General features: G+C 73.0%; 20 protein-coding genes. 15 read left to right on the plus strand and 5 right to left on the minus strand.

Annotated features, from left to right (window positions below):
* The first annotated feature begins 18 nt into the window (after window positions 1–18).
* The 8 genes from WMR31_RS11725 to WMR31_RS11760 all read left to right on the plus strand — a co-directional run bounded on the left by WMR31_RS11725 (window position 19) and on the right by WMR31_RS11760 (window position 9,480).
* Window positions 19–633, plus strand: coding sequence for a TetR/AcrR family transcriptional regulator (locus WMR31_RS11725; protein ID WP_340539011.1), 615 nt, complete (start codon window positions 19–21; stop codon window positions 631–633).
* Window positions 630–1,430, plus strand: coding sequence for a TIGR03084 family metal-binding protein (locus tag WMR31_RS11730; protein ID WP_340539012.1), 801 nt, complete (start codon window positions 630–632; stop codon window positions 1,428–1,430). Before WMR31_RS11725 ends, WMR31_RS11730 begins: the two co-directional genes overlap by 4 nt.
* Complete coding sequence (locus WMR31_RS11735; protein ID WP_340539013.1) at window positions 1,423–3,162, plus strand: acyclic terpene utilization AtuA family protein; 1,740 nt, start codon at window positions 1,423–1,425, stop codon at window positions 3,160–3,162. Before WMR31_RS11730 ends, WMR31_RS11735 begins: the two co-directional genes overlap by 8 nt.
* Window positions 3,159–4,289 (plus strand): acyl-CoA dehydrogenase family protein, encoded by a 1,131-nt coding sequence (locus WMR31_RS11740; protein WP_340539014.1) that lies wholly within the window; start codon window positions 3,159–3,161, stop codon window positions 4,287–4,289. Before WMR31_RS11735 ends, WMR31_RS11740 begins: the two co-directional genes overlap by 4 nt.
* Window positions 4,286–4,762, plus strand: coding sequence for an SRPBCC family protein (locus WMR31_RS11745; RefSeq protein ID WP_340539015.1), 477 nt, complete (start codon window positions 4,286–4,288; stop codon window positions 4,760–4,762). Before WMR31_RS11740 ends, WMR31_RS11745 begins: the two co-directional genes overlap by 4 nt.
* Window positions 4,759–6,339, plus strand: coding sequence for an acyl-CoA carboxylase subunit beta (locus WMR31_RS11750; RefSeq protein WP_340539016.1), 1,581 nt, complete (start codon window positions 4,759–4,761; stop codon window positions 6,337–6,339). Before WMR31_RS11745 ends, WMR31_RS11750 begins: the two co-directional genes overlap by 4 nt.
* Before the next feature lie 79 nt (window positions 6,340–6,418).
* On the plus strand, window positions 6,419–8,308 hold the full coding sequence (locus WMR31_RS11755) for an acetyl/propionyl/methylcrotonyl-CoA carboxylase subunit alpha (RefSeq protein WP_340539017.1): 1,890 nt from the start codon (window positions 6,419–6,421) through the stop codon (window positions 8,306–8,308).
* Window positions 8,305–9,480 carry an acyl-CoA dehydrogenase family protein gene (locus WMR31_RS11760; protein ID WP_340539018.1) on the plus strand — a complete coding sequence of 392 codons (1,176 nt, stop codon included), beginning with the start codon at window positions 8,305–8,307 and terminating at the stop codon, window positions 9,478–9,480. The genes WMR31_RS11755 and WMR31_RS11760 overlap by 4 nt, the downstream gene beginning before the upstream one ends.
* A 244-nt stretch (window positions 9,481–9,724) precedes the next feature.
* Here WMR31_RS11760 and WMR31_RS11765 read toward each other — a convergent pair whose 3' ends face one another.
* Entirely contained in the window at window positions 9,725–10,288 is a 564-nt protein-coding gene (locus WMR31_RS11765) for a GNAT family N-acetyltransferase (protein WP_340539019.1), read from the minus strand.
* 49 nt (window positions 10,289–10,337) lie between these two features.
* Between WMR31_RS11765 and WMR31_RS11770 the strand changes: the two genes are divergently transcribed.
* Window positions 10,338–11,450: a YihY/virulence factor BrkB family protein gene (locus tag WMR31_RS11770; RefSeq protein WP_340539020.1), complete on the plus strand. Its 1,113-nt coding sequence runs from the start codon at window positions 10,338–10,340 to the stop codon at window positions 11,448–11,450.
* Between the two features lie 16 nt (window positions 11,451–11,466).
* Here WMR31_RS11770 and WMR31_RS11775 read toward each other — a convergent pair whose 3' ends face one another.
* On the minus strand, window positions 11,467–12,234 hold the full coding sequence (locus WMR31_RS11775; RefSeq protein ID WP_340539021.1) for a serine hydrolase: 768 nt from the start codon (window positions 12,232–12,234) through the stop codon (window positions 11,467–11,469).
* Window positions 12,234–13,826 (minus strand): molybdopterin-dependent oxidoreductase, encoded by a 1,593-nt coding sequence (locus WMR31_RS11780; protein WP_340539022.1) that lies wholly within the window; start codon window positions 13,824–13,826, stop codon window positions 12,234–12,236. The genes WMR31_RS11775 and WMR31_RS11780 overlap by 1 nt, the downstream gene beginning before the upstream one ends.
* 36 nt (window positions 13,827–13,862) lie before the next feature.
* On the opposite strand from WMR31_RS11780, the gene WMR31_RS11785 reads away from it, so the two are divergent.
* On the plus strand, window positions 13,863–14,672 hold the full coding sequence (locus tag WMR31_RS11785) for an enoyl-CoA hydratase-related protein (RefSeq protein WP_340539023.1): 810 nt from the start codon (window positions 13,863–13,865) through the stop codon (window positions 14,670–14,672).
* 74 nt (window positions 14,673–14,746) lie between these two features.
* Window positions 14,747–16,972 carry a HelD family protein gene (locus tag WMR31_RS11790; protein ID WP_340539024.1) on the plus strand — a complete coding sequence of 742 codons (2,226 nt, stop codon included), beginning with the start codon at window positions 14,747–14,749 and terminating at the stop codon, window positions 16,970–16,972.
* A gap of 3 nt (window positions 16,973–16,975) precedes the next feature.
* Here the strand turns inward: WMR31_RS11790 and WMR31_RS11795 are convergent, their stop codons facing one another.
* Window positions 16,976–17,257: a hypothetical protein gene (locus WMR31_RS11795; protein ID WP_340539025.1), complete on the minus strand. Its 282-nt coding sequence runs from the start codon at window positions 17,255–17,257 to the stop codon at window positions 16,976–16,978.
* 205 nt (window positions 17,258–17,462) lie between these two features.
* On the opposite strand from WMR31_RS11795, the gene WMR31_RS11800 reads away from it, so the two are divergent.
* Together WMR31_RS11800 and WMR31_RS11805 are read left to right on the plus strand one after the other, a co-directional pair.
* Window positions 17,463–18,041, plus strand: a complete 579-nt coding sequence (locus tag WMR31_RS11800) for an RNA polymerase sigma factor (protein ID WP_340539026.1) — start codon at window positions 17,463–17,465, stop codon at window positions 18,039–18,041.
* Window positions 18,038–18,469, plus strand: coding sequence for a hypothetical protein (locus WMR31_RS11805; protein WP_340539027.1), 432 nt, complete (start codon window positions 18,038–18,040; stop codon window positions 18,467–18,469). Before WMR31_RS11800 ends, WMR31_RS11805 begins: the two co-directional genes overlap by 4 nt.
* Window positions 18,470–18,738: 269 nt before the next feature.
* Here the strand turns inward: WMR31_RS11805 and WMR31_RS11810 are convergent, their stop codons facing one another.
* Window positions 18,739–20,094, minus strand: a complete 1,356-nt coding sequence (locus WMR31_RS11810; RefSeq protein WP_340539029.1) for a S8 family peptidase — start codon at window positions 20,092–20,094, stop codon at window positions 18,739–18,741.
* A gap of 126 nt (window positions 20,095–20,220) precedes the next feature.
* On the opposite strand from WMR31_RS11810, the gene WMR31_RS11815 reads away from it, so the two are divergent.
* Both WMR31_RS11815 and WMR31_RS11820 read left to right on the plus strand, forming a co-directional pair.
* Window positions 20,221–22,749 (plus strand): CHAT domain-containing protein, encoded by a 2,529-nt coding sequence (locus WMR31_RS11815; protein WP_340539030.1) that lies wholly within the window; start codon window positions 20,221–20,223, stop codon window positions 22,747–22,749.
* Between the two features lie 237 nt (window positions 22,750–22,986).
* Complete coding sequence (locus WMR31_RS11820; RefSeq protein ID WP_340539031.1) at window positions 22,987–24,915, plus strand: anthranilate synthase family protein; 1,929 nt, start codon at window positions 22,987–22,989, stop codon at window positions 24,913–24,915.
* The last annotated feature ends 7 nt before the right edge of the window (window positions 24,916–24,922 follow it).

The following is a 24,922-nucleotide window of genomic DNA, read 5'->3' on the forward strand; positions in this document are numbered from 1 at the left end:
CGCGGCAGGGTGCTGCTCGTGAGCACCGCTGCGACCTCGCGCATCCCTCAGGAGGAGCGCACTCGCGCGATGCGCGCCCGGCTGCTCGACGCCACCGTGGAGTGCCTGGTCCAGCACGGCTTCGCGGGGACCTCCACGACGATGGTCTCCGAGCGGGCCGGAGTCAGTCGTGGAGCCCAGCTCCACCACTTCCCGAGCAAGAACGCACTCGTCGTCGCGGCGGTCGAGCACCTGACCGAGCTGCGCGGGGCCGAGCTCGCCGCCGCGGCCGCCGCGCTGCCCACCGGCCCGCGCCGGACCCGGGCGGTCCTGACGATGCTGGGCGACCACTTCGCCTCGCCGGTGTTCGTCGCCGCCCTCGAGCTCTGGGTGGCCGCGCGCACCGACGAGTCGCTGCTGGCCGCGGTCGCTCCGCTGGAGCAGCGGGTCGGCCGGGAGGCCCACCGCCTGGTGGTCGAGGCGCTCGGTGCGGACGAGTCCCAGCCCGGCGTCCGCGAGCTGGTGCAGGCCACCCTCGATCTCGTGCGCGGCCTCGGCCTGGCCACCACGATCACCGACGACACCCGGCGCCGGCGCCGGATCCTCGACCAGTGGGCGCTCGTGCTCGACGCCCAGTTAGGCGTTGCTCGATGACCGATCTGCTCGACGGCCTGCTCGCCGACCTCGACGCCGAGGGCGACCGGCTCCGCGCCGCCGTCGCCTCGCTCGACGACACCGGCTGGGCGACGCCGACCCCGGCGCCGGGCTGGAGCGTGGCCGCCCAGATCGGCCACCTCGCCTGGACCGACGACGCCGCCATGCGCGCCGCGCGCTCCCACGAGGACAAGGGCCCGTGGGACGAGCTGGTGCTCGCCGCCCTGGCCGACCCGGCCGGAGCCGTCGACGCCGCCGCGCTCGAGTACGCCGCCCTCCCGCCCGCCGAGCTGCTGGCCCGCTGGGACGCCGGACGCGCGGGCCTGGCGCAGGCGCTCCGTGCCGTGCCCGACGGCGTCAAGATGCCGTGGTTCGGTCCGCCGATGGCGGCGGCCTCGATGGCGACCGCCCGATTCATGGAGACCTGGGCGCACGGGCTCGACGTCTACGACGCGCTCGGCCTCGATCCGCAGATCACCGACCGGATCCGCCACGTCGCGCACCTGGGCGTGCGCACCCGCCGCTTCGCGTTCGCCGCCCAAGGGCGCGAGGCGCCCGAGACGGAGGTCCGCGTCGAGCTCGCCGCGCCGAGCGGCGAGGTCTGGACCTGGGGCCCCGACGACGCCGCCGAGCGGGTCACCGGCCCGGCCGCCGACTTCTGCCGGCTGGTGACCCAGCGGGTCCACCGTGCCGACACCACGCTGGTCGCCGAGGGGCCCGGGGCCGATGCCTGGCTCGACATCGCCCAGTGCTTCGCCGGCCCACCCGGACCGGGCCGAGAGGCCGCCCATGGCTGACCCGCTCCTGGTCGGCAACTGCTCCGGCTTCTACGGCGACCGGCTCAGCGCGATGCGCGAGATGGTGGAGGGCGACGTCGCGGGCCGGGCGCTCGACGTCCTCACCGGCGACTACCTGGCCGAGCTGACGATGCTGATCCTGGGGCGCGACCAGCTCAAGGACGCCTCCCTCGGCTACGCCCGCACCTTCGTGCGCCAGGTCGAGGACTGCCTCGGCCTCGCCCTGGAGCGCGGCATCCGGATCGTGGCCAACGCTGGAGGTCTGAACCCGGCCGGGCTCGCCGACCGGCTGCGCGAGGTCGCCCGCGGGCTGGGCCTCGATCCCGCCATCGCACACGTCGAGGGCGACGACCTCCGCGCCCGGGCGACCGAGCTCGGATTCGACGGGGCGCTCACCGCCAACGCCTACCTCGGCGGCTTCGGGATCGCCGCCGCGCTGCGCGAGGGCGCCGACGTGGTGGTCACCGGCCGGGTCACCGACGCCTCGCTCGTGGTCGGCGCCGCCGCCGCCCACCACGGCTGGACGGCGGCCGACCACGACGCGCTCGCCGGCGCCGTCGTCGCCGGGCACGTGCTTGAGTGCGGCACCCAGGCCACCGGCGGCAACTTCTCCGGCTTCCTCGGCCTGCCCGCCGACACCCTCGCCGGGCGCCCCCTCGGCTTCCCGCTCGCCGAGATCGCCGAGGACGGCTCGAGCGTCATCACCAAGCAGGACGGCACCGGCGGCGCGGTGAGCGTCGACACCGTCACCGCCCAGCTGGTCTACGAGATCCAGTCCGCCCGCTACCTCGGCCCCGACGTCATCACCCGTCTCGACACGATCGAGCTCGCGCAGGCCGGACCCGACCGGGTAGCGATCTCCGGCGTCCGCGGCGAGGCGCCGCCGCCGGACCTCAAGGTGTGCGTCAACACCTTCGGCGGCTTCCGCAACACCATGGAGCTGGTGCTCACCGGCCTCGACGTCGACGCCAAGGCCGACTGGGTGCGCGCCCAGCTCGACGGCGCGATCACCGCCGCGTCGGTCACCTGGACCCGCACGCCGCTCCCGGCGCCCGACGCCGACACCGAGGAGGGCGCCTCGTGCCTGCTGCGGTGCACCGTCCGCGATCCGGAGGCCGCGCCGGTCGGCAAGGCGTTCACCGCGCCGCTGGTCGAGCTCGCGCTCGGCTCCTACCCCGGCTTCACGATGACCACCCCGCCCAGCGCGGCGACGCCGTACGGCGTCTACCGCCCCGCCTACGTCGCCCGCGAGGAGGTCGAGCAGGTCGTGGTCCACGCCGACGGGCGTCGCGAGCCGATCGCCGGACCGACCACGTTCTCGGTCGCGGACGAGATCGACGAGGTGCCTGCGGCGACCGGTGAGGTCCCGAACGGTGGCGAACGACGTCCGCTGGGCACCTTCGTCCACGCCCGTTCCGGCGACAAGGGCGGCGACGCCAACCTCGGCCTGTGGGTCGCCCACGACGACTCCCCGCTCCGGTCCGAGCGCGTGGCCTGGCTGCTCTCCCTCGTCACGCCCGACCTGGTGCGGACGCTGATCCCCGAGGCCGCCGACCTGCCCGCCGACGCCGTGGAGGTCCATCCGCTTCCGCGGCTCGGCGCCGTCAACGTGCTGATCCGCGGCCTGCTCGGCGAGGGCGTGGCCTCCTCCACCCGATTCGACCCGCAGGCCAAGGGCCTCGGGGAGTGGGTCCGCTCCCGCCACGTCGCGATCCCGGAGGCGCTGCTGTGAACGCCCACGAGCTCGGCGCGGAGTTCACCCGCCGGGAGATCCTGCCCCACCTGCAGCAGTGGGAGGACGACGGCGAGGTGCCCCGCGCGCTGCACCGCGCCGCCGCCGAGCACGGCCTGCTCGGCGTCGGCATCGCCGAGGACGTCGGCGGCTCGGGCGGCGACCTGCTCGACAGCATCGACCTCCAGGAGGGGATGTTCGCCGCGGGCGCGTCGTCGGGGCTCATGGCCGCGCTGTTCACCCACGGCATCGCTCTGCCGCACATCATCGCCAGTGGCGACGCCGACCTGATCGACCGCTTCGTCCGGCCCACCCTGGCCGGCGAGACCATCGGCTCCCTGGCGATCACCGAGCCCGACGCCGGCTCCGACGTCGCCTCGATCCGCACCACCGCCCGCCGCGGGACGGACGCAGACGGCGACCACTACGTCGTCGACGGCACCAAGACCTTCATCACCTCCGCCGGCCGGGCCGACTTCGTCACCGTCGCGGTCCGCACCGGCGATGCCGGACACGGCGGGCTCAGCCTGCTCGTCGTGGAGAAGGGCACCCCCGGCTTCAGCGTCGACCGCACCCTGCGCAAGATGGGCTGGCACTGCTCCGACACCGCCGAGCTCGGCTTCGCCGACGTGCGGGTGCCGGCCGCCAACCTCGTCGGCGAGGAGGGCGGCGGATTCGTCGTGATCGCCGAGCAGTTCGTCGTCGAACGACTCTCGCTGGCCGTGCACGGCTACGGGATCGCCGGTCGTGCGCTCGACCTGACCGCCGCCTACTGCCGCGAGCGCACGACGTTCGGCAAGCCGTTGATCGCCAACCAGGTGGTGCGGCACAAGCTGGTCGAGATGCGGCGCCACGTCGAGATGGCCCGCGCGCACGTCCGCGACGTCGCCCGGCGGCACGTCGCCGGCGAATGGGTCGTGGCCGAGGCGTGCCTGGCCAAGCAGACCGGATGCGAGGCCGCTGCCTACGTGTGTGACCAGGCGGTGCAGCTCCACGGCGGCACCGGCTACCTCCATGGCACCGAGGTGGAGCGGCACTACCGCGACGCCCGGCTGCTTCCGATCGGCGGCGGGGCCACCGAGGTCCTCACCGACCTCGCCGCCCGACTGTTGGGATACGCATCATGAAACTGCTCAAGCCGCTCGGCGGCGAGGTCAGCCTGCACGTGGACGCGCCGGTGGCCGAGGTCTGGGACCTGGTCAGCGACGTCACCCGGATCGGGGAGTTCTCCCCGGAGACCTTCGAGGCCAAGTGGACCCGCGGGTCCACCGGTCCCGAGGTCGGCGCGTACTTCGCCGGGCACGTGAAGCGCAACGGCGTCGGGCCGACCTACTGGTCGCCGTGCCGGGTGACCGTCTGCGAGCCCGAGCGGGTCTTCGAGTTCTCCGTCGGCACCGACAAGATGACGGTGAACAACTGGGGCTACCGGCTCGAGCCCGACGCCGACGGCTCCGGCACCACCATCACCGAGTACTTCCGGCTCGAGCCGAGCCTGCCGACCCGGCTGTACTGGCTGCTCCTCGGCCGGCTGCGCGGCCGGACCAACGAGAAGGGGATGCGCACCACCCTGGAGCGGATGAAGGCGGTCCTGGAGTCGTGACGACCACCAACCGCGAGGCCCTGCTGGAGAAGCTGGCCGACCTCGACGCCGAGCAGGCCAAGGCGGTCGCCGGGGGCGGCGAGCGCAGCGTCGCGCGCCATCACCAGCGCGGCAAGCTGCTGCCGCGCGAGCGGATCGAGCTGCTCATCGACGAGGGCTCGGCGTTCCTGGAGCTCTCGCCGCTGGCCGGCTGGGGCTCGGACTTCACCGTCGGTGCGAGCGTGGTCACCGGCATCGGCGTCATCGAGGGCGTCGAGTGCATGATCACCGCCAACGACCCCTCGGTGAAGGGCGGCGCGAGCAACCCGTGGACGACCAAGAAGGTCTTCCGTGCCGCCCAGATCGCGGAGGAGAACGGCCTCCCCACCGTCTCGCTGGTGGAGTCCGGCGGCGCCGATCTGCCCACGCAGAAGGAGATCTTCATCCCCGGCGGCAAGCTGTTCCGCGACCTCACCCGCTCCAGCGCCGACAAGCGGCCGACGATCGCGCTGGTCTTCGGCAACTCCACCGCCGGCGGTGCCTACGTGCCCGGCATGAGCGACTACACCGTGATGGTCCGCGAGAAGGCGAAGGTCTTCCTCGGCGGGCCGCCGCTGGTCAAGATGGCCACCGGCGAGGAGTCCGACGACGAGTCGCTGGGCGGAGCGGAGATGCACGCGCGCACCTCGGGCCTGGCCGACTACCTCGCCGAGGACGAGCTCGACGCGCTGCGGATCGGACGCCGGATCGTGGCCCGGCTCAACTGGCGCAAGGCGATCCCCCCGCCCGCGCCCGGCTCGTGGGCCGAGCCCGACGCCGACGTCGAGGACCTGCTCGACCTGATCCCCGGCGACCTCAAGGAGCCCTTCGACCCGCGCGAGGTGATCGCCCGCATCTGCGACGGCGTCTCGGAGGGCAACGCCGTGGCCTTCGACGAGTTCAAGCCGCTCTACGGCCCCTCGCTGGTCACCGGCTGGGCCCGGCTGCACGGACGCCCCATCGGGATCCTGGCCAACGCCCAGGGCGTGCTGTTCAGCGAGGAGGCCCAGAAGGCCGCTCAGTTCGTGCAGCTGGCCAACCAGAGCGACACCCCGCTGCTCTTCCTGCACAACACCACCGGGTACATGGTGGGCGCGGAGTACGAGCAGGGCGGCATCATCAAGCACGGCGCGATGATGATCAACGCCATCAGCAACTCCACCGTCCCGCACCTGACCGTGATCATGGGCGCCTCCTACGGCGCCGGGAACTACGGCATGAACGGGCGCGCCTACGACCCGCGATTCCTGTTCACCTGGCCCAGCGCCAAGTCCGCGGTGATGGGTCCGGCCCAGCTCGCCGGCGTCCTGGAGATCGTCGCGCAGGCCTCGGCCGAGTCCAAGGGCGAGACCTTCGACGCCGAGGGCTTCGCGGCGATCAAGACGATGGTCGAGCAGCAGGTCGAGGAGCAGTCGCTGCCCCACTTCCTGTCCGGGATGCTCTACGACGACGGCGTCATCGACCCCCGCGACACCCGCACCGTCCTGGCCATCTGCCTCTCGGTGATCGAGACCCGCCCCTACTCCGGCACCCCGGGATACGGAGTGTTCCGACCGTGACCGCGCACCGACCGCCCAAGACGCCGAGTCGGCAGTTTTGCTCAACCGGAACGCCGACTCGGCGTCGTGGGGGGACACCATGATCGGAAGACTGCTGGTCGCCAACCGGGCCGAGATCGCCGGACGCATCTTCGCGACCTGCCGCCGCCTCGGCATCGAGACGGTCGCCGTCCACTCCGACGCCGACGCCGAGCTGCCCTACGTGCGTGAGGCCGACCACGCGGTGCGGCTGCCGGGCACCAGCCCGGCCGACAGCTACCTGCGCGCCGACCTGCTGATCGAGGCCGCCAAGCGGACCGGGGCGGACGCCGTCCACCCCGGCTACGGCTTCCTCTCCGAGAACGCCGACTTCGCCCGCGCCGTGCTCGACGCCGGGCTCACCTGGGTGGGGCCGGCGCCGGAGTCGATCGAGCAGATGGGCTCGAAGATCGCGGCGAAGCAGATCATGGCCGACGCCGGGGTCCCTGTGCTCGACGCCCCGGCGGAGCCCGCCGAGGACGACCTGCCGCTCCTGGTGAAGGCCAGCGCCGGAGGCGGCGGCCGCGGCATGCGGGTGGTGCGCTCGCTCGCCGACCTCGAGCCCGAGGTCGAACGGGCCCGCGCCGAGGCGGAGTCCGCCTTCGGCGACGGCACCGTGTTCGTCGAGCCGTACGTCGAGCGCGGACGCCACGTCGAGGTGCAGGTGGTCGGCACGCCCGACGGCGTCCTGGTGCTCGGTGAGCGCGACTGCTCGCTGCAGCGTCGTCATCAGAAGGTGGTCGAGGAGTCGCCCGCGCCCGGACTGCCCGAGGCCACCCGCGAGGCGCTGCACGCCGCCGGGCGGGCGGCCGCCGAGGCGATCGGCTACCGCGGCGCCGGCACCGTGGAGTTCCTCTACGACGAGACCGCCGACCGGTTCTACTTCCTGGAGATGAACACTCGGCTCCAGGTCGAGCACCCCGTCACCGAGCTCGTCCGCGGCGTCGACCTCGTCGAGCTGCAGCTCGCGGTGGCCGAGGGGCGGTCGGTCTGCGTCTCGCCGCGCACGAACGGCCACGCGATCGAGGCGCGGCTCTACGCCGAGGACCCGGGCGCCGACTACCAGCCGCAGAGCGGCCGGCTCACCCGCTTCGAGATCCCCACCGGCGGCGGGGTGCGCGTCGACGCCGGCTTCGCGACCGGCAGCGAGGTCTCCACCAACTACGACGCCATGCTCGCCAAGGTGATCGCGTGGGCACCCACCCGCGAGCGGGCCGCGCGCAGGCTCGCCGACGCGTTGAGCCGCGCCCGGATCCACGGCGTCCGCACCAACCGCGACCAGCTCGTCGCCGTCCTGCGGGACCCGGCGTTCCTGGGCGGCGAGGTCAGCACGGCGTTCCTCGCCGAGCGCCCGGTCGCCGGTCCGGCGGCCGACGCCGGTGCTCCCGTGGCCGCCGCGCTCGCGCTGGCCGAGCGGGCCCGCGCCGCGCGCGTGGTGCAGCAGGCGGTGCCGGCCGGGTGGCGCAACGTCGTGAGCCAGCCGCAGCGCACCGAGTTCGAGACCGGCGTCGTGGAGTGGTGGGGTGGCCGCGACGGCTACCGGGTCGGGGGGATCACCGTCGTCTCGGCCACGCCGGAGCGGGTGGTGCTCGAGATCGACGACGTCCGCACCGCCTACGACGTCGCCGTCTCCGGCCTCGTCGTCGAGGTCGACTCGCCCCGCGGGCACACCTCGCTGCGTCGCGTCCCGCGCTTCGTCGACCCCGCCGACGCCGTCCCCGGAGGCGGGCTATTGGCGCCGATGCCCGGCACCGTCGTCCGGGTCGCGGTGGACCGCGGAGCGCACGTGGCGGCCGGTGACCCGGTGCTCGTCCTGGAGGCGATGAAGATGCAGCACACCGTGGCGGCGCCGGTCGCCGGCACGGTCACCGAGATCAACGTCCAGCCCGGCGCGCAGGTCGCCGCCGGAGAGGTCCTCGCCGTCGTCGAGGAAGCCGAGGAGCAGCCATGAGCACCGACGTCACCACCCCCTTCACCGAGTCTGAGGAGCGGCGCGAGCTGCGTGCCCAGGTGGCCAAGCTGGCCGGGAAGTACGGCCGCGAGTGGTTCGCCGAGCGCGCCCGCGCGGGGGAGAAGACCACCGACCTGTGGCTGGAGATCGGCCGCACCGGCTACCTCGGCATCAACATCCCCGAGCAGTACGGCGGCGGGGGCGGCGGCATCGGCGACATCGCCGCCGTCTGCGAGGAGCTCGCCGCGCAGGGCTGCCCGCTGCTGCTGATGGTCGTCAGCCCGGCGATCTGCGGCACGATCATCACCCGCTACGGCACCGAGGAGCAGAAGCAGCGCTGGCTGCCCGGCATCTGCGACGGCACCGGCACCATGGCCTTCGCCATCACCGAGCCCGACGCCGGCACGAACACCCACAACATCACCACCACCGCGCGCCGCGACGGCGACGAGTGGGTGCTCTCGGGGCAGAAGGTCTTCATCTCCGGCGTCGACGAGGCCGACAACCTCCTCGTCGTCGCCCGCGCCGAGGACGCCACGACCGGCAAGGTGAAGCCGGTCCTGTTCGTGGTGCCCACCGACGCGGCGGGCCTGGAGTACCGGCCCATCCCGATGGAGATCGTCAGTCCGGAGTGGCAGTTCCAGGTGTTCTTCGACGACGTCCGACTGCCCGGCGACGCGCTCGTCGGCGACGAGGACGGCGGCCTGGTCCAGCTGTTCGCCGGGCTCAACCCCGAGCGAATCATGGCGGCCTCGTTCTCCACCGGCCTGGCCCGCTATGCGCTGGCGAAGGCCACGGCATACGCCAGCGAGCGCACCGTCTTCAAGGACGCCATCGGCGCCCACCAGGCCATCGCCCACCCGCTCGCCGAGAGCCACATCGAGATCGAGCTGGCCCGCCTGATGACCCAGAAGGCCGCCGCGCTCTACGACGCCGGCGACGACATGGCCGCAGGCGAGGCCGCCAACATGGCCAAGTACGCCGCCGCCGAGGCCGCCTGCCACGCCGCCGACCGCGCCGTGCAGACCCACGGCGGCAATGGCATCACCCAGGAGTACGGCATGGCCGGCCTCCTCGTCGCCACCCGCGCCGGCCGCATCGCCCCCGTCTCGCGCGAGATGATCCTCAACTTCGTCTCCATGCACTCGCTGGGGCTGCCGAAGAGCTACTGAGCCGACGCCGGCCAGCCGGAGGTTGAGCAAGCGAGCGCCAGCGAGCGCTGACGAAACCCCGGCGAACGTCCTTGCCAGGGTTCCCGAGGTCGGTTGCGAGGTTTCGTCGGCGCCGACGGGTTCGTTCCTCACTCGTCGGCTTGCTCAACCTCCGAGGAGTCGCCCCGCTGCCGGAGGTTGAGCAAGCGAGCGCAGCGAGCGCTGACGAAGCCCCGGCAACCGTCGCTGCCAGCGTTCGTGGTGCTCAACCTCCTGCGGTTCCGGCGTCCCGGTCGCGCCGCAGGAGCCCGAAGACCCAGGAGTCGGAGACGACGCCGTCGACGATGCAGTCCTCGCGCAGGGTGCCCTCCAGGGTGAAGCCGCACTTCTCCAGCACCCGGCGGGAGGCGTCGTTGCGGGTGTCGGCCTCGGCCTGCACGCGGTTCAGGGGGAGGGTGGAGAAACCCCAGTCGAGGAGGGCGCGGGCCGCCTCGGTGGCGTAGCCATGGCCCCAGGCGCGCTCGTGGAGGCAGTAGCCGAGGGAGGCGCTGCGGAACTCGGGGTTCCAGGAGGTGAGGCCGCACCAGCCGAGGAAGGCGCCGTCGTCGGTGCGTTCGAGGACGACGCGGGCGCCGGACCCGTCCTCGGCGATCGAGCGGGACGCCGCGATGAACCGGGTGGCCCGCTCACGCTCGATCCAGGGCGAGGAGTCCCAGAAGCGCAGCACGTGGGCGTCGCTGTGCATCTCGTAGAGGGCGTCGGCGTCGTCCTCGCGCACCGGGCGCAGCCGCAGTCGGTCGGTCCTGAGGATCGGAGTGGTCAGCGGCACGGGGCCATGATGCCGCGCCCGGGAGTGCGGCGCCCGCTAGATTCGGCGCATGAGTGTCGTGAGCGGGATCGACCGCACGCAGCGACGCTTCACGATCTTCGGCTTCCCGCTCGCGGTCATCTACAAGTTCTTCGACGACCAGGGGAACTACCTGGCAGCGGCGATCACCTACTACGCGTTCATCGCGATCTTCCCGCTGCTGCTGCTCGCCTCCTCGATCTTCGGCTTCATCCTCCAGGGCAACCCCGAGCTCCAGGACCAGGTGCTCAACTCCGCGCTGCGGCAGTTCCCGATCGTGGGCGAGGAGCTCGGCCGGCCCCAGGGGCTCCAGGGCTCGACCGGCGCCGTCATCGCCGGAGCACTGGCCGCGCTCTACGGAGCGCTCGGCCTCGGTCAGGCGATCCAGAACCTGATGGCGACGGCGTGGGCGATCCCGCGCAACAGCCGCCCGAACCCGTTCCTGCTGCGGCTCAAGAGCCTGCTCATCTTGATGTTCGCAGGCATGTCGGTCGTGGCCATCTCGATCATCTCCGCCCTCGGCAGCAACACCGAGGTGTTCGGCTTCAAGGTCACCGGCACCTTCCGGCTGCTCATCCAGCTCGCGACCGTCCTCGTGGTCGGCCTGGTCCTCACGCTCCTCATGCGCTTCGCCTCCGCGCACGGCCATCGGATCGTGCGGGCCGCGCCCGGGGCCTTCACGGTCGCGATCCTGTGGCAGCTGCTCCAGCACCTCGGAACCCTCTACGTCACCAAGGTCCTCAACGGACCGTCGGCACTCAACCAGACGTTCGGGTTCGTCCTCGGACTCATCGGCATCATCTACATCGCCGCGGTGATGTCGATCATCGGCGTCGAGGTGAACGTCGTGCTCGCCCGCCGGCTCTGGCCGCGAGCGCTGCTCACGCCGTTCACCGATGCGGTCGACCTCACCGACGCCGACCGGCGCGCCTACGCGATGTACGCCCAGATGCAGCGTCACAAGGGCTTCGAGACGGTCCTGGTGCGCTTCGACGGTCGCGACGGCGACACCCACGAGATCGTGCTCGAACCCGAGCGCTCCGGACCCGAGCTGCGCGGCTCGGTGGAGCCGGAGGCCCCGCCGCAGCCGCAGCCCCGGGCACCTGCGGCGAAGTACCCCGGCGAGGGAAACAACGTCGGATAGGGCACGCCCTGGATCCTCACGCCACCCAGGCCCGGATCCGCGCGCCGATCTCGCGCATCCTGGCCAGCACGTCGTCCGGCTCGCCGCCGGATGCGAGCACCGCGTAGGCGGCGGTACGGGACGGGCCGTGCACCAGGCCGACGTCGCAGCGGACGCCGTCGTCGGTGCCGGTCTTGGAGACCACCCGGAACGCGCCGTCAGGGACGACGAGCGGGTCGAGCCCGAACGCACCGGCGACCATCGAGTGGTCCGCGCCGCCGGCGAGCCAGCCGAGCAACCGCGTCGAGACCGCCGCCGAACCCCAGACGCCGCGATGCAGCCGGACCAGCACGTCGACCCACTCGGCCGCGGTGCCCGTGCTCAACGTCGGCGGATCCTGTGGCCCGCGCTCGTCCCGGACGACGTCCCACAGCTGCGTGGAGGCCAGGCCCTCGCGCGGGGCGATCGCCTGCACGACCTCGAGCCCGAGCCGCTCGACGAGCACGTTGGTGGCCCAGTTGTCGCTGACCGACCCGACCAGGACGGCGAGGTCGCCGACCGGCAGCGCGTCCGCCGTCATCCGGTGCCACAGGCCGGAGTCGCCCACCTGCGGCGTCGACCCGCGCGACAGCACCTCTGCGGTGTCGACCGCGCCCGACTCCAGCGCCTCGGCGAGCGCGGTGAGCACCAGGATCTTCGCCACGCTCGCGGTGGGCAGGACGACGTCCGGCGACTCGGCGAGGAGCACGTCGGCCGGAGCGTCGGCGTCGACCACCAGCGTCGACCACCGCATCGACGCAGCCATCAGGTGGCCGTCACCGGGATCGTGTGGATGCCGCTCGCGCCACCGGGGAAGGGCTGGGTCTTGACGTCGACCTGCGTCGTGCCGTCGCCGTCGACGACCCGCGCGGCCAGGGTGTGCTCGCCCGGATCGAGCTCGATCGGGAGGTACCACTGGCGCCAGTAGACGCTGCCGAGGTCGGGGCCGAGCTTCGCGTCGGTCCACGCGCCGCCGTCGACGCGGACCTGCACGGTGGAGACGCCGTCGTCGTTCTGCGCCCAGGCCACCCCGCCGACGTTCACCTTGCCCGCGGGCAGGGAGGACCACGGGAACGGGGTGTCGATCCGCGCCGACGGCTTGATCGGGGAGATCGTGTCCCAGCCGCGCTGGGTCCAGTACGCCTCGGTGTCGGCGTAGGTGGTCATCGTCAGCCGGGTGACCCACTTGGTGGCGCTGATGAACCCGTACAGGCCCGGGACGACGACGCGCACCGGGAAGCCGTGCTCGCGGGGGAGCTGGGCGCCGTTCATCCCCACGCACAGGAGCGGCTCGCGGCCGTCGAGGAGCAGTTCGAGCGGGGTGCCGATGGTGAGGCCGTCGAAGTCGGTAGCGATCATCTGGTCGGCCTTCGGCCCGATCTCGACCCGGTCGAGGATGTCGAGGAGCGGCACGCCCAGCCACCGGGCGCCGCCGATGTAGGGGCCGCCGACCGGGTTGGAGACGCAGGTGAGGGTGATGTCGCGCTCGACCATCGGCATCGCGAGCAGCTCCTCGAAGGTGATCGTGAGCTCGCGATCGACGTCGCCGTCGATGGTGAGGGTCCAGTCGGCGGCCGAGACGACGGGCGTGTCGAGACGAGTGTCGATCCGGTAGAACTGGCCATTGGGCACCTGGAGCGGGGAGATGTCGGGCACCGTGCTCTCCAAGCCGGTCGGCAGCGGCGGCGCCGCCTCGCCCGGCGCCGGACGCGGCAGGGTGACCGGCTCGGCCTCGATGCGGCGCGAGTTGATCCAGCGGCCCGCGCCGCCGAGCGCGGAGGCGACCGCCGTCATCACCGCCGCGGTGACCAGCACCGCGCGACGGCTCGCCGACGCCGCGGCCTCGGGCGCCCGCTCCCCCGCGCCGGTGACCGGGATCAGCCCGCGTGGCGGGGGCAGCATCGTGCCGCGCTCGGCGACCTGCACCAGCCACCACAGCGCACCCACGCCCACGACCGCGCACACCAGGCTCGGGATCACATCGGACGGCGCCACGACCGGCCGGGTCAGCACCGCCACGGTGGCCAGGGCCACCAGGACGAGCAGCAGGGCCGCACCCCGGGCGAAGCTGCGCCGGGCCAGGACGCCGGCGACGGCGGCGAGGACCAGGACCACGACGAGCACCGAACCGACCAGGACCACCTTGTCGGCGGTGCCGAACGTCCGGATCGCCCAGTCCTTCAACGGCGTCGGCGCCAGGTCGATCACCGTCGAGCCCACCGCCAGCACCGGTGAGGAGTCGGGGTTGAGGATCGCCGCCAGCAGGTGCGCCACCGCGATCGCCAGGAGGGTGGAGACCACCCCGCACACCGCTGCCACGCAGCGGCTCATGAGGGGAGGGTCTGCGGAGGTGGTCATGGCTGCTGTCTGAGTGGGTGCGGCAGGATGGCGGTCATGGTAACGACCGGCTCCCAGGAAACGGCCCGCGAAGAGCTCGTCCACTACGACGTCGAGGGGTCGCCGGACGGCGTCGCCACCATCACCCTCGACTCGCCCCACAACCGCAACGCGCTCTCCCGTCAGCTGGTCACCGAGCTGGCCGGGCACCTCGAGCGCGCCGAGGCCGACGACGCGGTCCGCGTCGTCCGCCTGGTCTCCAGCGGCCGGGTCTTCTGCTCGGGCGCCGACATGTCGGAGGCCACCGCCGACGGGATGGGCGAGGGCACCAAGGCGATCGTGGCGATCCAGCGCCGGATCGTGAGCATGTCCAAGCCGGTGGTCACCGTCGTCCGCGGCGCAGCACGGGCGGGTGGCATCGGCATCGTGGCCGCCTCCGACATCGTGATCTCCGCCGCCGACGCCACCTTCGCGCTCACCGAGGTGAAGCTCGGGCTCGCCCCGGCCGTGATCTCGCTGACCGTCTTCCCGCGGCTCACCTCCCGTGCGGCGGCCTACGCCGCGCTCACCGGCGCGGTGTTCACCGGCGCCGAGGCGGTGCCGATGGGCCTGGTCACCCGGTCGGTGTCCGCAGAGGAGCTCGACGGCGCGGCCGACGAGGTCTGTGCCGAGCTCGCCACCGGCGCACCCCAGGGCCTGCGCGAGACCAAGGCCCTCCTGGCCCGCGACCTCCTCGCCCGGATCGACGCCGACGCCGGCCCCATGTCCGAGCTCTCCGCCCGGCTGTTCGGCTCCGACGCCGCCCGCGAGGCCATGCACGCCTTCCTGTCGCGCCCCAAGTCCCGTCCCACCTCCCAGAAGCCGTAGTCGGCCCGGCGCCGGAGGGTTTGTAGACTTCGACACTTGCCGTGGCGACTGGTCGGGCAGTGGAGGGGCAGCCGGTGACAGACGAACTCGTCGAGCGGGAGCTTGCGCACGAGCAGGGCTTCGTCGACCGCGTGCACGCCCGTCTCGAGGACGCCGGCAAGGCGGCCCAGCAGCTGGCCCGCGAGGGCCACGACCGCGGCCGGCTCGGGCACGAGGGCGGCCTCGTCGAACGCGACGCGATGGTCTTCCAGGCCGCAAAGCGGATGGCCCAGCTCGACGCCGCGCACGAGGGCCTGGTGTTCGGGCGGCTCGACCTGCGCCCCGACCTCGACCCCGAGCCCCGCTACGTCGGCCGGATCGGGCTGCGCGACGAGAACCACGACTCCATGCTCATCGACTGGCGCGCGCCCGCCGCCGCGGTGTTCTACCAGGCGACCGCCGCCGAGCCGCAGAACGTCGTCCGCCGCCGGGTGCTGCGCTCGGCCGGCACCACCGTCACCAGCCTCGAGGACGAGCTCCTCGACGCCGAGGGCAACACCGACGACCTGCCGATCCTCGGCGAGGGCGCGCTGATGGCCCAGCTCTCCCGGGCCCGCGACCGCACCATGCACTCCATCGTCGCGACCATCCAGGCCGAGCAGGACAAAGCGATCCGCGCGCCCAGCAAGGGCGTCACGATGATCTCCGGCGGCCCCGGCGTCGGGAAGACCGTCGTCGCGCTGCACCGCGCGGCCTACCTGCTCTACACCGACCGGCGGCGCTACGAGAAGGGCGGCGTCCTCATCGTCGGCCCCAGCGGCGTGTTCATGCGCTACATCGAGCGGGTGCTGCCCTCGCTGGGCGAGACCGCGGTGGCGCTGCGCTCGCTCGGCGAGGTGGTCGACGGCGTCCGCGCGACCCGGCACGACGAGCCCGCCGTCGCCGACATCAAGGGCTCGGCCCGGATGGCGGAGCTGATGCGCCGCGCCGCGCGCCAGCAGGCGCCCGGCAGCCCCCGCGAGTTCCGCACGTTCTGGTACGACAACTCCATCACCCTCGACCGCGGCCAGCTCGGCCGGCTGCGCCGCCAGCTGATGTCGCACGGACGCCGCAACCGCCAGCTGCCCCGGATCGTCCCCACCCTGCTCGACGCCATGTGGCGCCAGGTGCGCAGCGAGCGCGGCCGCGACCGCGGCCGGGAGTCCTTCGACGACGACATGCTCGGCAACGACGACTTCCTCGACTTCGCCGCCTCGTGGTGGCCGCCGGTGACCGCCACCGACGTCCTGGGCTGGCTGCGCGATCCCGAGCTGCTGGCCCGGGTCGGCGACGGCATCGTGACCCCCGAGGAGCAGCGGCTGCTGCTCAAGTCGTGGGGGAGCGCCGGCGGCCCCGACGGTCCCGATGGCGAGGCCGGCCCGATCGACCTGTCGGTCGCCGACGTCGCGCTGCTCGACGAGCTGCGCTACGCCGTCGGCGACGTGCCGGTGCGCACCGACGACGAGCGCGACGACCCGCTCGCCCTGATCGACGGCGCCGTCGACATCGCCGAGCTGATGACCGCCGCGGATCGCGAGTACGCGCCGTCCGGCCGGGCGTGGACGCCGCCGACCCACTCCATCGACGACGACGGCTTCGCCCACGTGCTCATCGACGAGGCGCAGGACCTCACGCCGATGCAGTGGCGGATGGTCGGACGCCGCGGGCGCACGGCGTCGTGGACGATCGTCGGCGACCCCGCGCAGTCGTCGTGGCCGGTGCCGGCCGAGGCCCGCGAGGCCCGCGACGAGGCGCTGGCCGGCAAGCAGGTGCACGACTTCCACCTCTCGACCAACTACCGCAACTCCTCCGAGATCTACGACTTCGCCGCCGCCTACGCCGAACGGGTCGGACTGGACGCCGACCTCCCCACCGCGGTGCGCTCGACCGGCGTCGAGCCGCTGGTCATCGAGGCCGCCGACCGTTCCGGAGACCTGGAGAGCGCGGTGCGCGAGGCCGTCGTCGAGGCGGCCGGCCAGGTCGACGGAACCGTCGGGATCGTGGTGCCGGTGGCGCGCCGCTCGGAGGTCAACTCCTGGCTCGCCTCCTGGCCCGAGCTCGCCGACGACGCCCGCGGCGCCCGCGCCGCCGTCGACTCCTCGGTGGCCCCCTCCGGCGACGACCGCGTCGTCGTCCTCACCGGCCTCGATACCAAGGGCCTGGAGTTCGACGCGATCGTCGTCGTCCGGCCGCAGGAGATCGAGGAGGAGTCCCTCACCGGCCGCGCGACCCTCTACGTCGTGCTGACCCGCGCCACGCAGCTGCTCACCACCGTGAGCTGACCCTCACGCGTCCGCGACCGGGTGGGCCTCGAGGATGCGCAGCATCCCGGCGTGGGTGCGGCGCAGCCGCTGGTGCTCGTCCGGCCCGGCCGGGTGCACCGCCATCCGCTCCCACCGGTCGCGCAGCGCCCGGAGCAGGCCGTCGCGGTCGCCGAAGTGAGCGCCCCAGGCGGCCTTCCACGGAAGATGCCCGGTCATGTCGACCACGGCGACAGCCTCCACCTCCCGGATGATGCGCGTGCGCTCGTGCGTGTCGTGCCTGGCGATGCCGATCAGGTCACCCATGCCGCTCCCCATCTCCCTCGTCACTCGATCCGTCGAGGCGACGCCGGCCGCGCCGCTCATAGTGGGGAGCGCCGAGATCGCGCGCTGATACCCGGAACGGGTGAAAGGTGGGACAGTGATCACGTATCAGGACCGGTGGCTGGCTGATCCGAGGGTGCGAGACGATGCCACTGGGTGGGCCTGAAGCGCCGAGTGGAGGGGGTCGATGCTCGTGGACGCTTCCGCCCCGCTGACCTCCCTCGTCTCGGCGGCACAGGAGGGTGATCCGCATGCCTGGAACGCGATCGTCGATCGGTTCCTCCCACTGGTGGAAGCGATCGTCCGGCGGCATCGGCTCTCGGAGGCCGACGGCGACGACGTCAGCCAGACCGTGTGGCTGCGACTCGTCGAGCATCTCGACTCCCTGCGCGAGCCGGATGCCCTGCCCGGCTGGATCCGCACCACCGCCCGGCACGAATGTCTGCGGCTGCTGGCCGCCCGGGCCCGCACCCGAGCCGCCGACCCGCAGACCGACGGCGTCCTCGACGTCGCCGACGACGATGTCGCGGCCGACGACCTGCTCGCCTTCGAGCGGCACCAGGCCCTGCGCGACGGGCTCGCCGAGCTGCCGGCCGCCCGCCGCGACCTGCTCCTGCTGCTGCTGGTGGACCCGCCCCTTCCCTACGCCGAGATCAGCGCCCGGCTCGGCATCCCGATCGGCAGCATCGGCCCCACCCGGGCCCGCGCGCTCGAGCAGCTGCGCGCCACCCGTGCCCTACGCGCCCTCGGTGAGGTGAGGACATGAACGACGAGGAACTGTTCGCCGAGCTCGCCGAGGCGCTCGCGGATCCCGATCCCGACGCCGCCGCGGTCACCGCACGTCGCCGCGCCGCCGCCCAGGCAGCCTTCACCTGGCGCACCGTCGACGCCGAGCTGGCCGAGCTGCTGCACGACTCCGCGCTGGAGTCCGGCGCCGTCCGCTCGGCGGCGGCCACCGACGTCCGGACCCTGTCCTACGGGGCGGGCGGCCTCACCCTCGAGCTAGAGATCGACGGCGACGTCGTCCTGGGCCAGCTGGTGGGTGGCACCGGCTCGGTCGTGCTGCGCCGGGCCGACGGCACCGAGGTGCGCGCCGAGGTCGATCCGGCCGGCTTCTTCCGCCTCGACACCGTGGCCCCCGGCCCGGTCCGCTTCGTCGCCGGCCCGCTCACCACGCCGTGGCTGGTGCTCTGACCTCTCCCACCACCTCGGCCGGAGGTCGAGCAAGCGGGCCGGAGGTTGAGCAAGCGAGCGCCAGCGAAACCCCGGCACCCGTCCCTGCCGACCCGCCGGAGGTTGAGCAAGCGAGCGCCAGCGAGCGCCGACGAAACCCCGGCAACCGTCCCTGCCAGCGTTGGTGAGGTCGGTTGGGAGGTTTCGTCGGCGGCCGACTGTCAGGCGGGCTCGTTCCTCGCCCTCCAGTTTGCCCAACCTCCGAAGCCTCGGTCGGTCTCCGAGTCCGCTCAGACGAACGGTGGGCCCAGGGCGATGATCGCGCCGGCGCGGGGGTCCATGAGGTGCTTGCCCTCCGCGACCAGCTCGTCTCGCGCCTCGCGCGGCGTGCTGCCTCCGGCGCTCATCCGCGCCGCGATCAGGCCGGAGACCAACGGGGTCGCGAACGACGTCCCGCTCCACTGGGCCATCCCCTTGAAGTGGCGCACCTCGCCGGCGTGCAGCGGCTCGTGGCAGGTGTAGGCGCCGTCGGGGAAGGCGTTGACCAGGTCCCGGCCGTGGGCGTAGACGTCGACCCAGCGGCCGGTGTTGGAGAAGTCGCACACGGTGCCGTCGTCGTCGAGTGCACCGACGCCGAGGACCCAGCGGTAGGCCGCGGGATAGAACTCGCGCGTGCTGGTGTCGTTGCCTGCCGCCCCGATCACCAGGGGCGCCTTCTCGCCGTCGATGAGACGGTGGCGCCGGGCGAGTGCCTCGAAGGCGAGGAGACCGAGGTTCTTGCGGGTGTAGGTGCCGGCCGAGATCGAGATCAGGTCCGGGTGATCCTCGTCGGTCAGCGCCTCGTTGAGCTCGCGGCAGATGTCGGACTCGTACACCGCGCCGCCGTGGGGCAAGAAGCCCTCGACCTCGATCGCGGTCGCCGGCGCCATGCAGCGGACCACGCCGCTGACGAAGGTGCCGTGCCCGGCATAGGCGTGGATGTCGACCGGGTTGACGAACTCGGGGTCGCCCTCGACGTCGTCGAGCCACGGGATGGTGCGACCGGCCGGCTCCCACCAACCGGTGTCGACGACCGACACGCGGACTCCGGCACCGGCCCGCGCGTCGTCGTTGAGCGCCGGCCGCGGATCGGCGGACGGCGGCTCCTGCGGCTCGGTCGCGGGGCACAGCCGGCCCCACCCCGGCGTCACGAACATGACGTGGTCGGGACGGACCCGGCCCTCGCCGATCTCGTCGTCGAGCTCGTCGAGCAGATCGGGGACGTCGCGGTCGTCGACGCTGTCGGGCAGCTGATAGCGCACGACGTTCACCAGCTCCTCGCGGACACTGCCGGTGCCGACGAAGCGGTCCTGGTTGTCGAGGAAGAAGCCGTTGAGCGTGGCGACGTCCTCCTGGAGCACGAGCACCTGGTGCGGGCGGAAGAGGTACCAGTCGTCGTCGCGTGGGCCCTGGTGGACCGCGACGCCGCCGTGCTTGTCGAGGGCTCGGCGCATGATCGCCAACTGGATGGCGAAGGTCCTCCGGCGCATCTCGGCATCCGACGGGTTCCCCTTGCCGGGGCCTGTGTCGCCCGGGATTATGCCGAGTCGGGCCAGTGCCCGGCGCAGGATCCTGATCGGCACAGTCGCGATGCGCGGTTCGGACATGGATGCTCCTCGTGGGGCCCGCGGAAGGGTCAGAATGGCGCGAGTCGGCTACCCCCGCCCGAAACTCGACGCTAGTGGTGCCGAGCAGGACGGTAAATGGCCCGAACGAGCGTTGACAGGAGCCCGATGACCGTGGACCTTCCGACCCTCGCGGTCGAGGATCCGGCCCGAGCCGAGGCCCTCGCGCGCGCGGCCCTCGGCGACGACGACGCGACGGCGTCGGAGCGGTCCGCAGCCCAGCAGGCGCTCGGGATCGTGCTGCGCGACCGGGGTGAGGTGGACGCCGCCCTGCGATCACTCGCCGCCGCAGTGCGCACTGCGCGGCGTTCGGGTGACGACGTCCGGCTCCGCGACGTGCAGGCGACCTACGGGCTCACCCTGGTCATGGCAGGTCACGCCACGCGCGGTCTCGGGCACTTGGACCGCGCGCTCGACGGGCCGGAGCGGCCGCCCGTGACCCTCATGCGTCGCGCGGTGGCTCGCTCCACGGTCAACAGGCATGCCGAGGCCCACGACGATCTGGTCGAGGCGCTCGCCGGCTTCCGTCGGACGGGCGATCGGACGTGGGAGGCGGTGACGCTGCACAACCTCGGCTACCTCGAGCTGATGTGGGGACAGGTCGACCGCGCCCAGCAGCACACCGAGGAGGCAGCCGCGATCTTCGCCGATGAGGATCTGCTCCTCGACGCCCTGTGGGCTCGACAGAACCTGGGGGAGATCGCCCAGCTGCGCGGCGACCTGCCGACCGCGCTGGCCCGCCTCGACGAGGTGTCCCGGGCCTACGCCGAGCTGGGGCACCACCGGCCGAACCTGGTGTCCATCAGGTCGCGCACCCTCCTTGCGGCGGGCCTGGCGCAGGAGGCGGCCGAGCTCGCCGAGCAGGCGCTGGACGCCGCCTACCTGCTGCCGATGGACCGGGCCGATCTGGAGCTGGTCGCAGCGACCGCGCGCCTGGACATCCGCGACCCGGAGCGCGCCGTCGAGCTGGCCGACCAGGCGCGCCGTCACTACCGCCGGCTCGGCGCGCGGTGGTTCGAGCTGCGTGCGGAGCTGGTGGTGCTGCGAGGACGACGCCGCCTCGGTTCCGCAGGCCGCCACGGTCCGGCAGCGGCGAGGGTCGCCACCGAACTCCATCTGGCCGGAGCCGACGAGGCGCCGCTGGCGCTCACGATCGCGGCCGAGCTCGACCGGGCCGGACGCCGGGGCGAGCTGCTCCTGACCGCATCGGAGTACCGGCGGCGCGGTCGTTCGGCGCTGGTCCGTGCGTCGGGGTGGTGGGCGGCCGCGCTGCTGCGCGACGACGTCGAGGATCGGGCGGGGGTGCTGCGCGCCTGCGACCGGGGACTCGACGCCCTCGACGAGCATCGAGCCACCCTCGGCAGCACCGAGCTGCGGGCCCTCGCCACCGGCCACGGCACCGAGTTGGCGGGGCTGGCGCTGCGGCATGCTGCCCGGGGAGCGGCGGTCCCCCGTGCCCTGCTGCGGTGGAGCGAGCGGTGGCGGGCCACCGCACTCGCCCAGCCGCCGGTCACCCCAGGCGAGGAGCCGGTGCTGCCGTCGCTGGCCGCCCTGCGCGACAACGGTCGCCGCCTCGCGGAGGCGCGCGCGGGCGGCGAGCCCACCGACGTCTTGGAGCAGGAGCGCCGGCGTCTCGAACGCGAGGTCCGCGCCGAGCACCATCGACTGACCGGCGCCACCGATCACACCGCGCGCTTCGACGTCGATCGCCTGGTCGCCGAGGTCGGCGACGGCTGCCTGGTCGAGCTGGTCGACGTCGACGGCGTCCTGCATGTGCTGGTCGTGCACGGCGGACGGGTCCGGCATGTGGTGGCCGGGCCGGCCGCCGACGCGCTGGCGCTCACCGGGTCGGCCGCGTTCGCGCTGCGCCGGGCGGCGCGGGGCCGCCCTTTCACGCCGGGCGACCTGGGCTCCCGGCTTCAGGACGTCGTGCTCGGCCCCGCGGCCCGGCTGCTGCCCGACGGACCGGTCACCGTGGTGCCGACGGGCCGGCTGCACGGCGTCGCGTGGGCTCTGCTCCCGGTGCTCGCGGACCGGCCGTTCGGCGTCGTCCCGTCCGCGGCCCAGTGGCTGCGCGCGTGCTCGGCTGTGCCGTCGACCGGCCGCACGGTGCTGTTGGCCGGGCCCGGCCTCGACAGCGGCGGTGCCGAGGTGCCGGCGCTCGCGCGCCGCGATGCCACCGCCCTCCTCCTCGACGGCGAGGCGGCCACCGTCGAGGCGGCGATGGGCGCCCTCGACGGCGCCCGGCTCGCCCACGTCGCCGCCCACGGTCGCTTCCGCGCCGACAGCCCGCTCTTCTCCGCGCTCGAGCTCGCCGACGGACCGCTCACCGTGCACGACCTCGAACGACTCCGGGCTGCCCCGCACCGGGTGGTCCTCTCGGCGTGCGAGTCCGGCGTCCTGGCGCCGGTGGGGGCCGAGGAGCTCCTGGGCCTGGCCTCCGCGCTGTTCGCTCTGGGCACCGCCGGCCTGGTGTGCAGCGTCGCCGAGGTCGACGACGCCGCCACCGCAGACCTGATGGTCGACCTGCACGCCCACCTCGACGCCGGCCTCGACCCCGCGAGCGCCCTCCACGCCGTCCGCGCCGCCGCCCCCGGCGACCCGACCGCCACCGCCTTCGTAGCGCTGGGTGTCTGACCAGGACGCCGAGTCGGCGCGTTTGCTAAGCCTGGATCCACCGATTCTCGCCAGCTACGCGCCACCATATGAGCACGGTGGCGGCGTTGCGGCCGCTCGACGGTCAACCAGAACGCCTTCGCGACCGCGCCTTGCCATCGCACCCATCTGGTGACGCTCGCCAAGCCGACAATCGGTGGATCCAGGCTAAGCCGGAACGCCGACTCGGCGTTCCTGGAGGGTCGTTAGGGTTCGCCCATGAGCACGCCGCCTGCCTCGGACGCCCGCGCCGCCATCGAAGCGCTCGCGGAGCAGGAGGCGTGGGCGATCATCCGGCGCTCGACGCGCGCCGGCGACCGGGACACCGTCGGGCTCATCGGCGGCCCGCGTCGAGAGGTCGCCTCGATCCTCGACATCGACCTGAAGGACGGCGTCCCCGAGGCCGGGCACATCGCCGACCGGCTGGTCGCCGTCCCGTTCCGGCAGGTGGCCGAGCGCGGCTTCGAGGCGCACGACGACGGCACGCCGCTGGTCGTGGTCGACGTCGTCACCGAGCGGGAGTTCTCGGTCGCCGAGGTGATCGAGGCGATCGACGACGTGCCGGTCGAGTTCACCGACCGCGGCGGCTTCGAGACCGACGACGCCGAGTACGAGCGGCTCGTCGCGGCGATCATCGAGCAGGAGATCGGCCAGGGCGAGGGCGCCAACCTGGTGGTCGGTCGCCACTACCGTGCCCAGATCGCCGACTGGGGCCGCGACAAGGCTCTCGCGGTGTTCCGGCGACTCCTGGAGCGCGAGCGCGGCGCGTATTGGACCTTCGTGTTCTTCACCGGCGACCGCTACCTCATCGGCGCCAGTCCGGAGCGGCACGTGAGCGTGCACGCCGGCGACGTCCGGATGAACCCGATCAGCGGCACCTTCCGGCTGCCCACCACCGTCGTCGCACCCAACGAGCTGCGGCGCCAGATGCTCGACTTCCTTCGGGACGAGAAGGAGATCTACGAGCTCTACATGGTCGTCGACGAAGAACTGAAGATGATGTGCGACGTGTGCCACGAGGGCGGCCAGGTGCTCGGGCCGTTCCTCAAGCCGATGAGCCGGCTCGTGCACACCGAGTACCTCCTCGCCGGCCGCACCGACCGCGACCCGCGCGAGGTGCTGCGCGACACCATGTACGCGGCCACGGTCACCGGCTCGCCGGTCGAGAACGCCTGCCGGCTCATCAAGCGCTACGAGACGTCGGGCCGCGGCTACTACGGCGCCGCGCTGGCGCTCTTCGGCCGTGACGACGAGGGCGGGCCGATGCTCGACAGCCCGATCGTCATCCGCACCGCCGACGTCGACCTCGACGGCAACCTGACCGTCACCGCCGGTGCGACGCTCGTACGCGACTCCGATCCGGCCTCCGAGGTGGCCGAGACCCACGCGAAGGCGGGCGGCATCCTCTCTGCCTTCGGGCTGGTCGCGCCCGCGCCGGCGTCGAACGTGAACGTCGCCGAGCTCGTCAACGACGAGGACGTGCTGCTCTCGCTCAACGCGCGCAACGCTCGGTTGAGCGGGTTCTGGCTGCGCGACCAGGCAGGCGCCGCGCCGGATCGCCGTCTCGCCGGGCGGCACGTGGTGATCCTCGACGGCGAGGACGACTTCGTGAACATGCTGCGCCACGTGCTCGGCGTCCTGGGCCTCACCTCGTCGGTGGTGCGCCACGCCGACTACGAGGCCGGCTCCCTCGACCGCGCCGACCTGGTGATCATCGGCCCCGGCCCCGGCGACCCCCGCGACGACGCCGACCCGAAGATGGCAAAGCTCCGCCACGCCGTCGCCTGGCTGCTGGCCAAGCGCAAGCCGTTCCTCGCGGTCTGCCTGGGCCACCAGGCGCTGTGCCACGAGCTCGGCATCCCGCTGGCCTACAAGGACATCGTCTTCCAGGGCACCCAGTCGCAGATCGACTTCAACGGCCGCCCCGAGCGGGTCGGCTTCTACAACACCTTCGTGGGCCGGATCGAGCCCGGCACGACCGGACCGGCCCTGGCCTCCGACATCCGGATCGAACGCGACGCCGCCACCGGCGACGTCCACCACATCGCGGGCCCGCACTACCAGGGCATCCAGTTCCACGCCGAGTCGATCCTCACCGAGCACGGCTATGACCTGCTGCACGAGCTGATCACCGACCTGCTCGGCTGAGCATCGC

Origin of the sequence: Nocardioides epinepheli (genome assembly GCF_037936805.1) — a bacterium.
Taxonomy (GTDB): domain Bacteria; phylum Actinomycetota; class Actinomycetes; order Propionibacteriales; family Nocardioidaceae; genus Nocardioides.

Excerpts from the sequence above, each read along its gene's own strand:
- WMR31_RS11800 (WP_340539026.1), top strand. The coding sequence starts at position 17,463 with ATGCTCGTGGACGCTTCCGCCCCGCTGACCTCCCTCGTCTCGGCGGCA.
- WMR31_RS11815 (WP_340539030.1), top strand. The coding sequence starts at position 20,221 with ATGACCGTGGACCTTCCGACCCTCGCGGTCGAGGATCCGGCCCGAGCC.
- WMR31_RS11820 (WP_340539031.1), top strand. The coding sequence starts at position 22,987 with ATGAGCACGCCGCCTGCCTCGGACGCCCGCGCCGCCATCGAAGCGCTC.
- WMR31_RS11735 (WP_340539013.1), top strand. The coding sequence starts at position 1,423 with ATGGCTGACCCGCTCCTGGTCGGCAACTGCTCCGGCTTCTACGGCGAC.
- WMR31_RS11785 (WP_340539023.1), top strand. The coding sequence starts at position 13,863 with ATGGTAACGACCGGCTCCCAGGAAACGGCCCGCGAAGAGCTCGTCCAC.
- WMR31_RS11755 (WP_340539017.1), top strand. The coding sequence starts at position 6,419 with ATGATCGGAAGACTGCTGGTCGCCAACCGGGCCGAGATCGCCGGACGC.
- WMR31_RS11745 (WP_340539015.1), top strand. The coding sequence starts at position 4,286 with ATGAAACTGCTCAAGCCGCTCGGCGGCGAGGTCAGCCTGCACGTGGAC.
- WMR31_RS11730 (WP_340539012.1), top strand. The coding sequence starts at position 630 with ATGACCGATCTGCTCGACGGCCTGCTCGCCGACCTCGACGCCGAGGGC.
- WMR31_RS11795 (WP_340539025.1), bottom strand. The coding sequence starts at position 17,257 with ATGGGTGACCTGATCGGCATCGCCAGGCACGACACGCACGAGCGCACG.
- WMR31_RS11810 (WP_340539029.1), bottom strand. The coding sequence starts at position 20,094 with ATGTCCGAACCGCGCATCGCGACTGTGCCGATCAGGATCCTGCGCCGG.
- WMR31_RS11760 (WP_340539018.1), top strand. The coding sequence starts at position 8,305 with ATGAGCACCGACGTCACCACCCCCTTCACCGAGTCTGAGGAGCGGCGC.
- WMR31_RS11780 (WP_340539022.1), bottom strand. The coding sequence starts at position 13,826 with ATGACCACCTCCGCAGACCCTCCCCTCATGAGCCGCTGCGTGGCAGCG.
- WMR31_RS11805 (WP_340539027.1), top strand. The coding sequence starts at position 18,038 with ATGAACGACGAGGAACTGTTCGCCGAGCTCGCCGAGGCGCTCGCGGAT.
- WMR31_RS11775 (WP_340539021.1), bottom strand. The coding sequence starts at position 12,234 with ATGGCTGCGTCGATGCGGTGGTCGACGCTGGTGGTCGACGCCGACGCT.
- WMR31_RS11770 (WP_340539020.1), top strand. The coding sequence starts at position 10,338 with ATGAGTGTCGTGAGCGGGATCGACCGCACGCAGCGACGCTTCACGATC.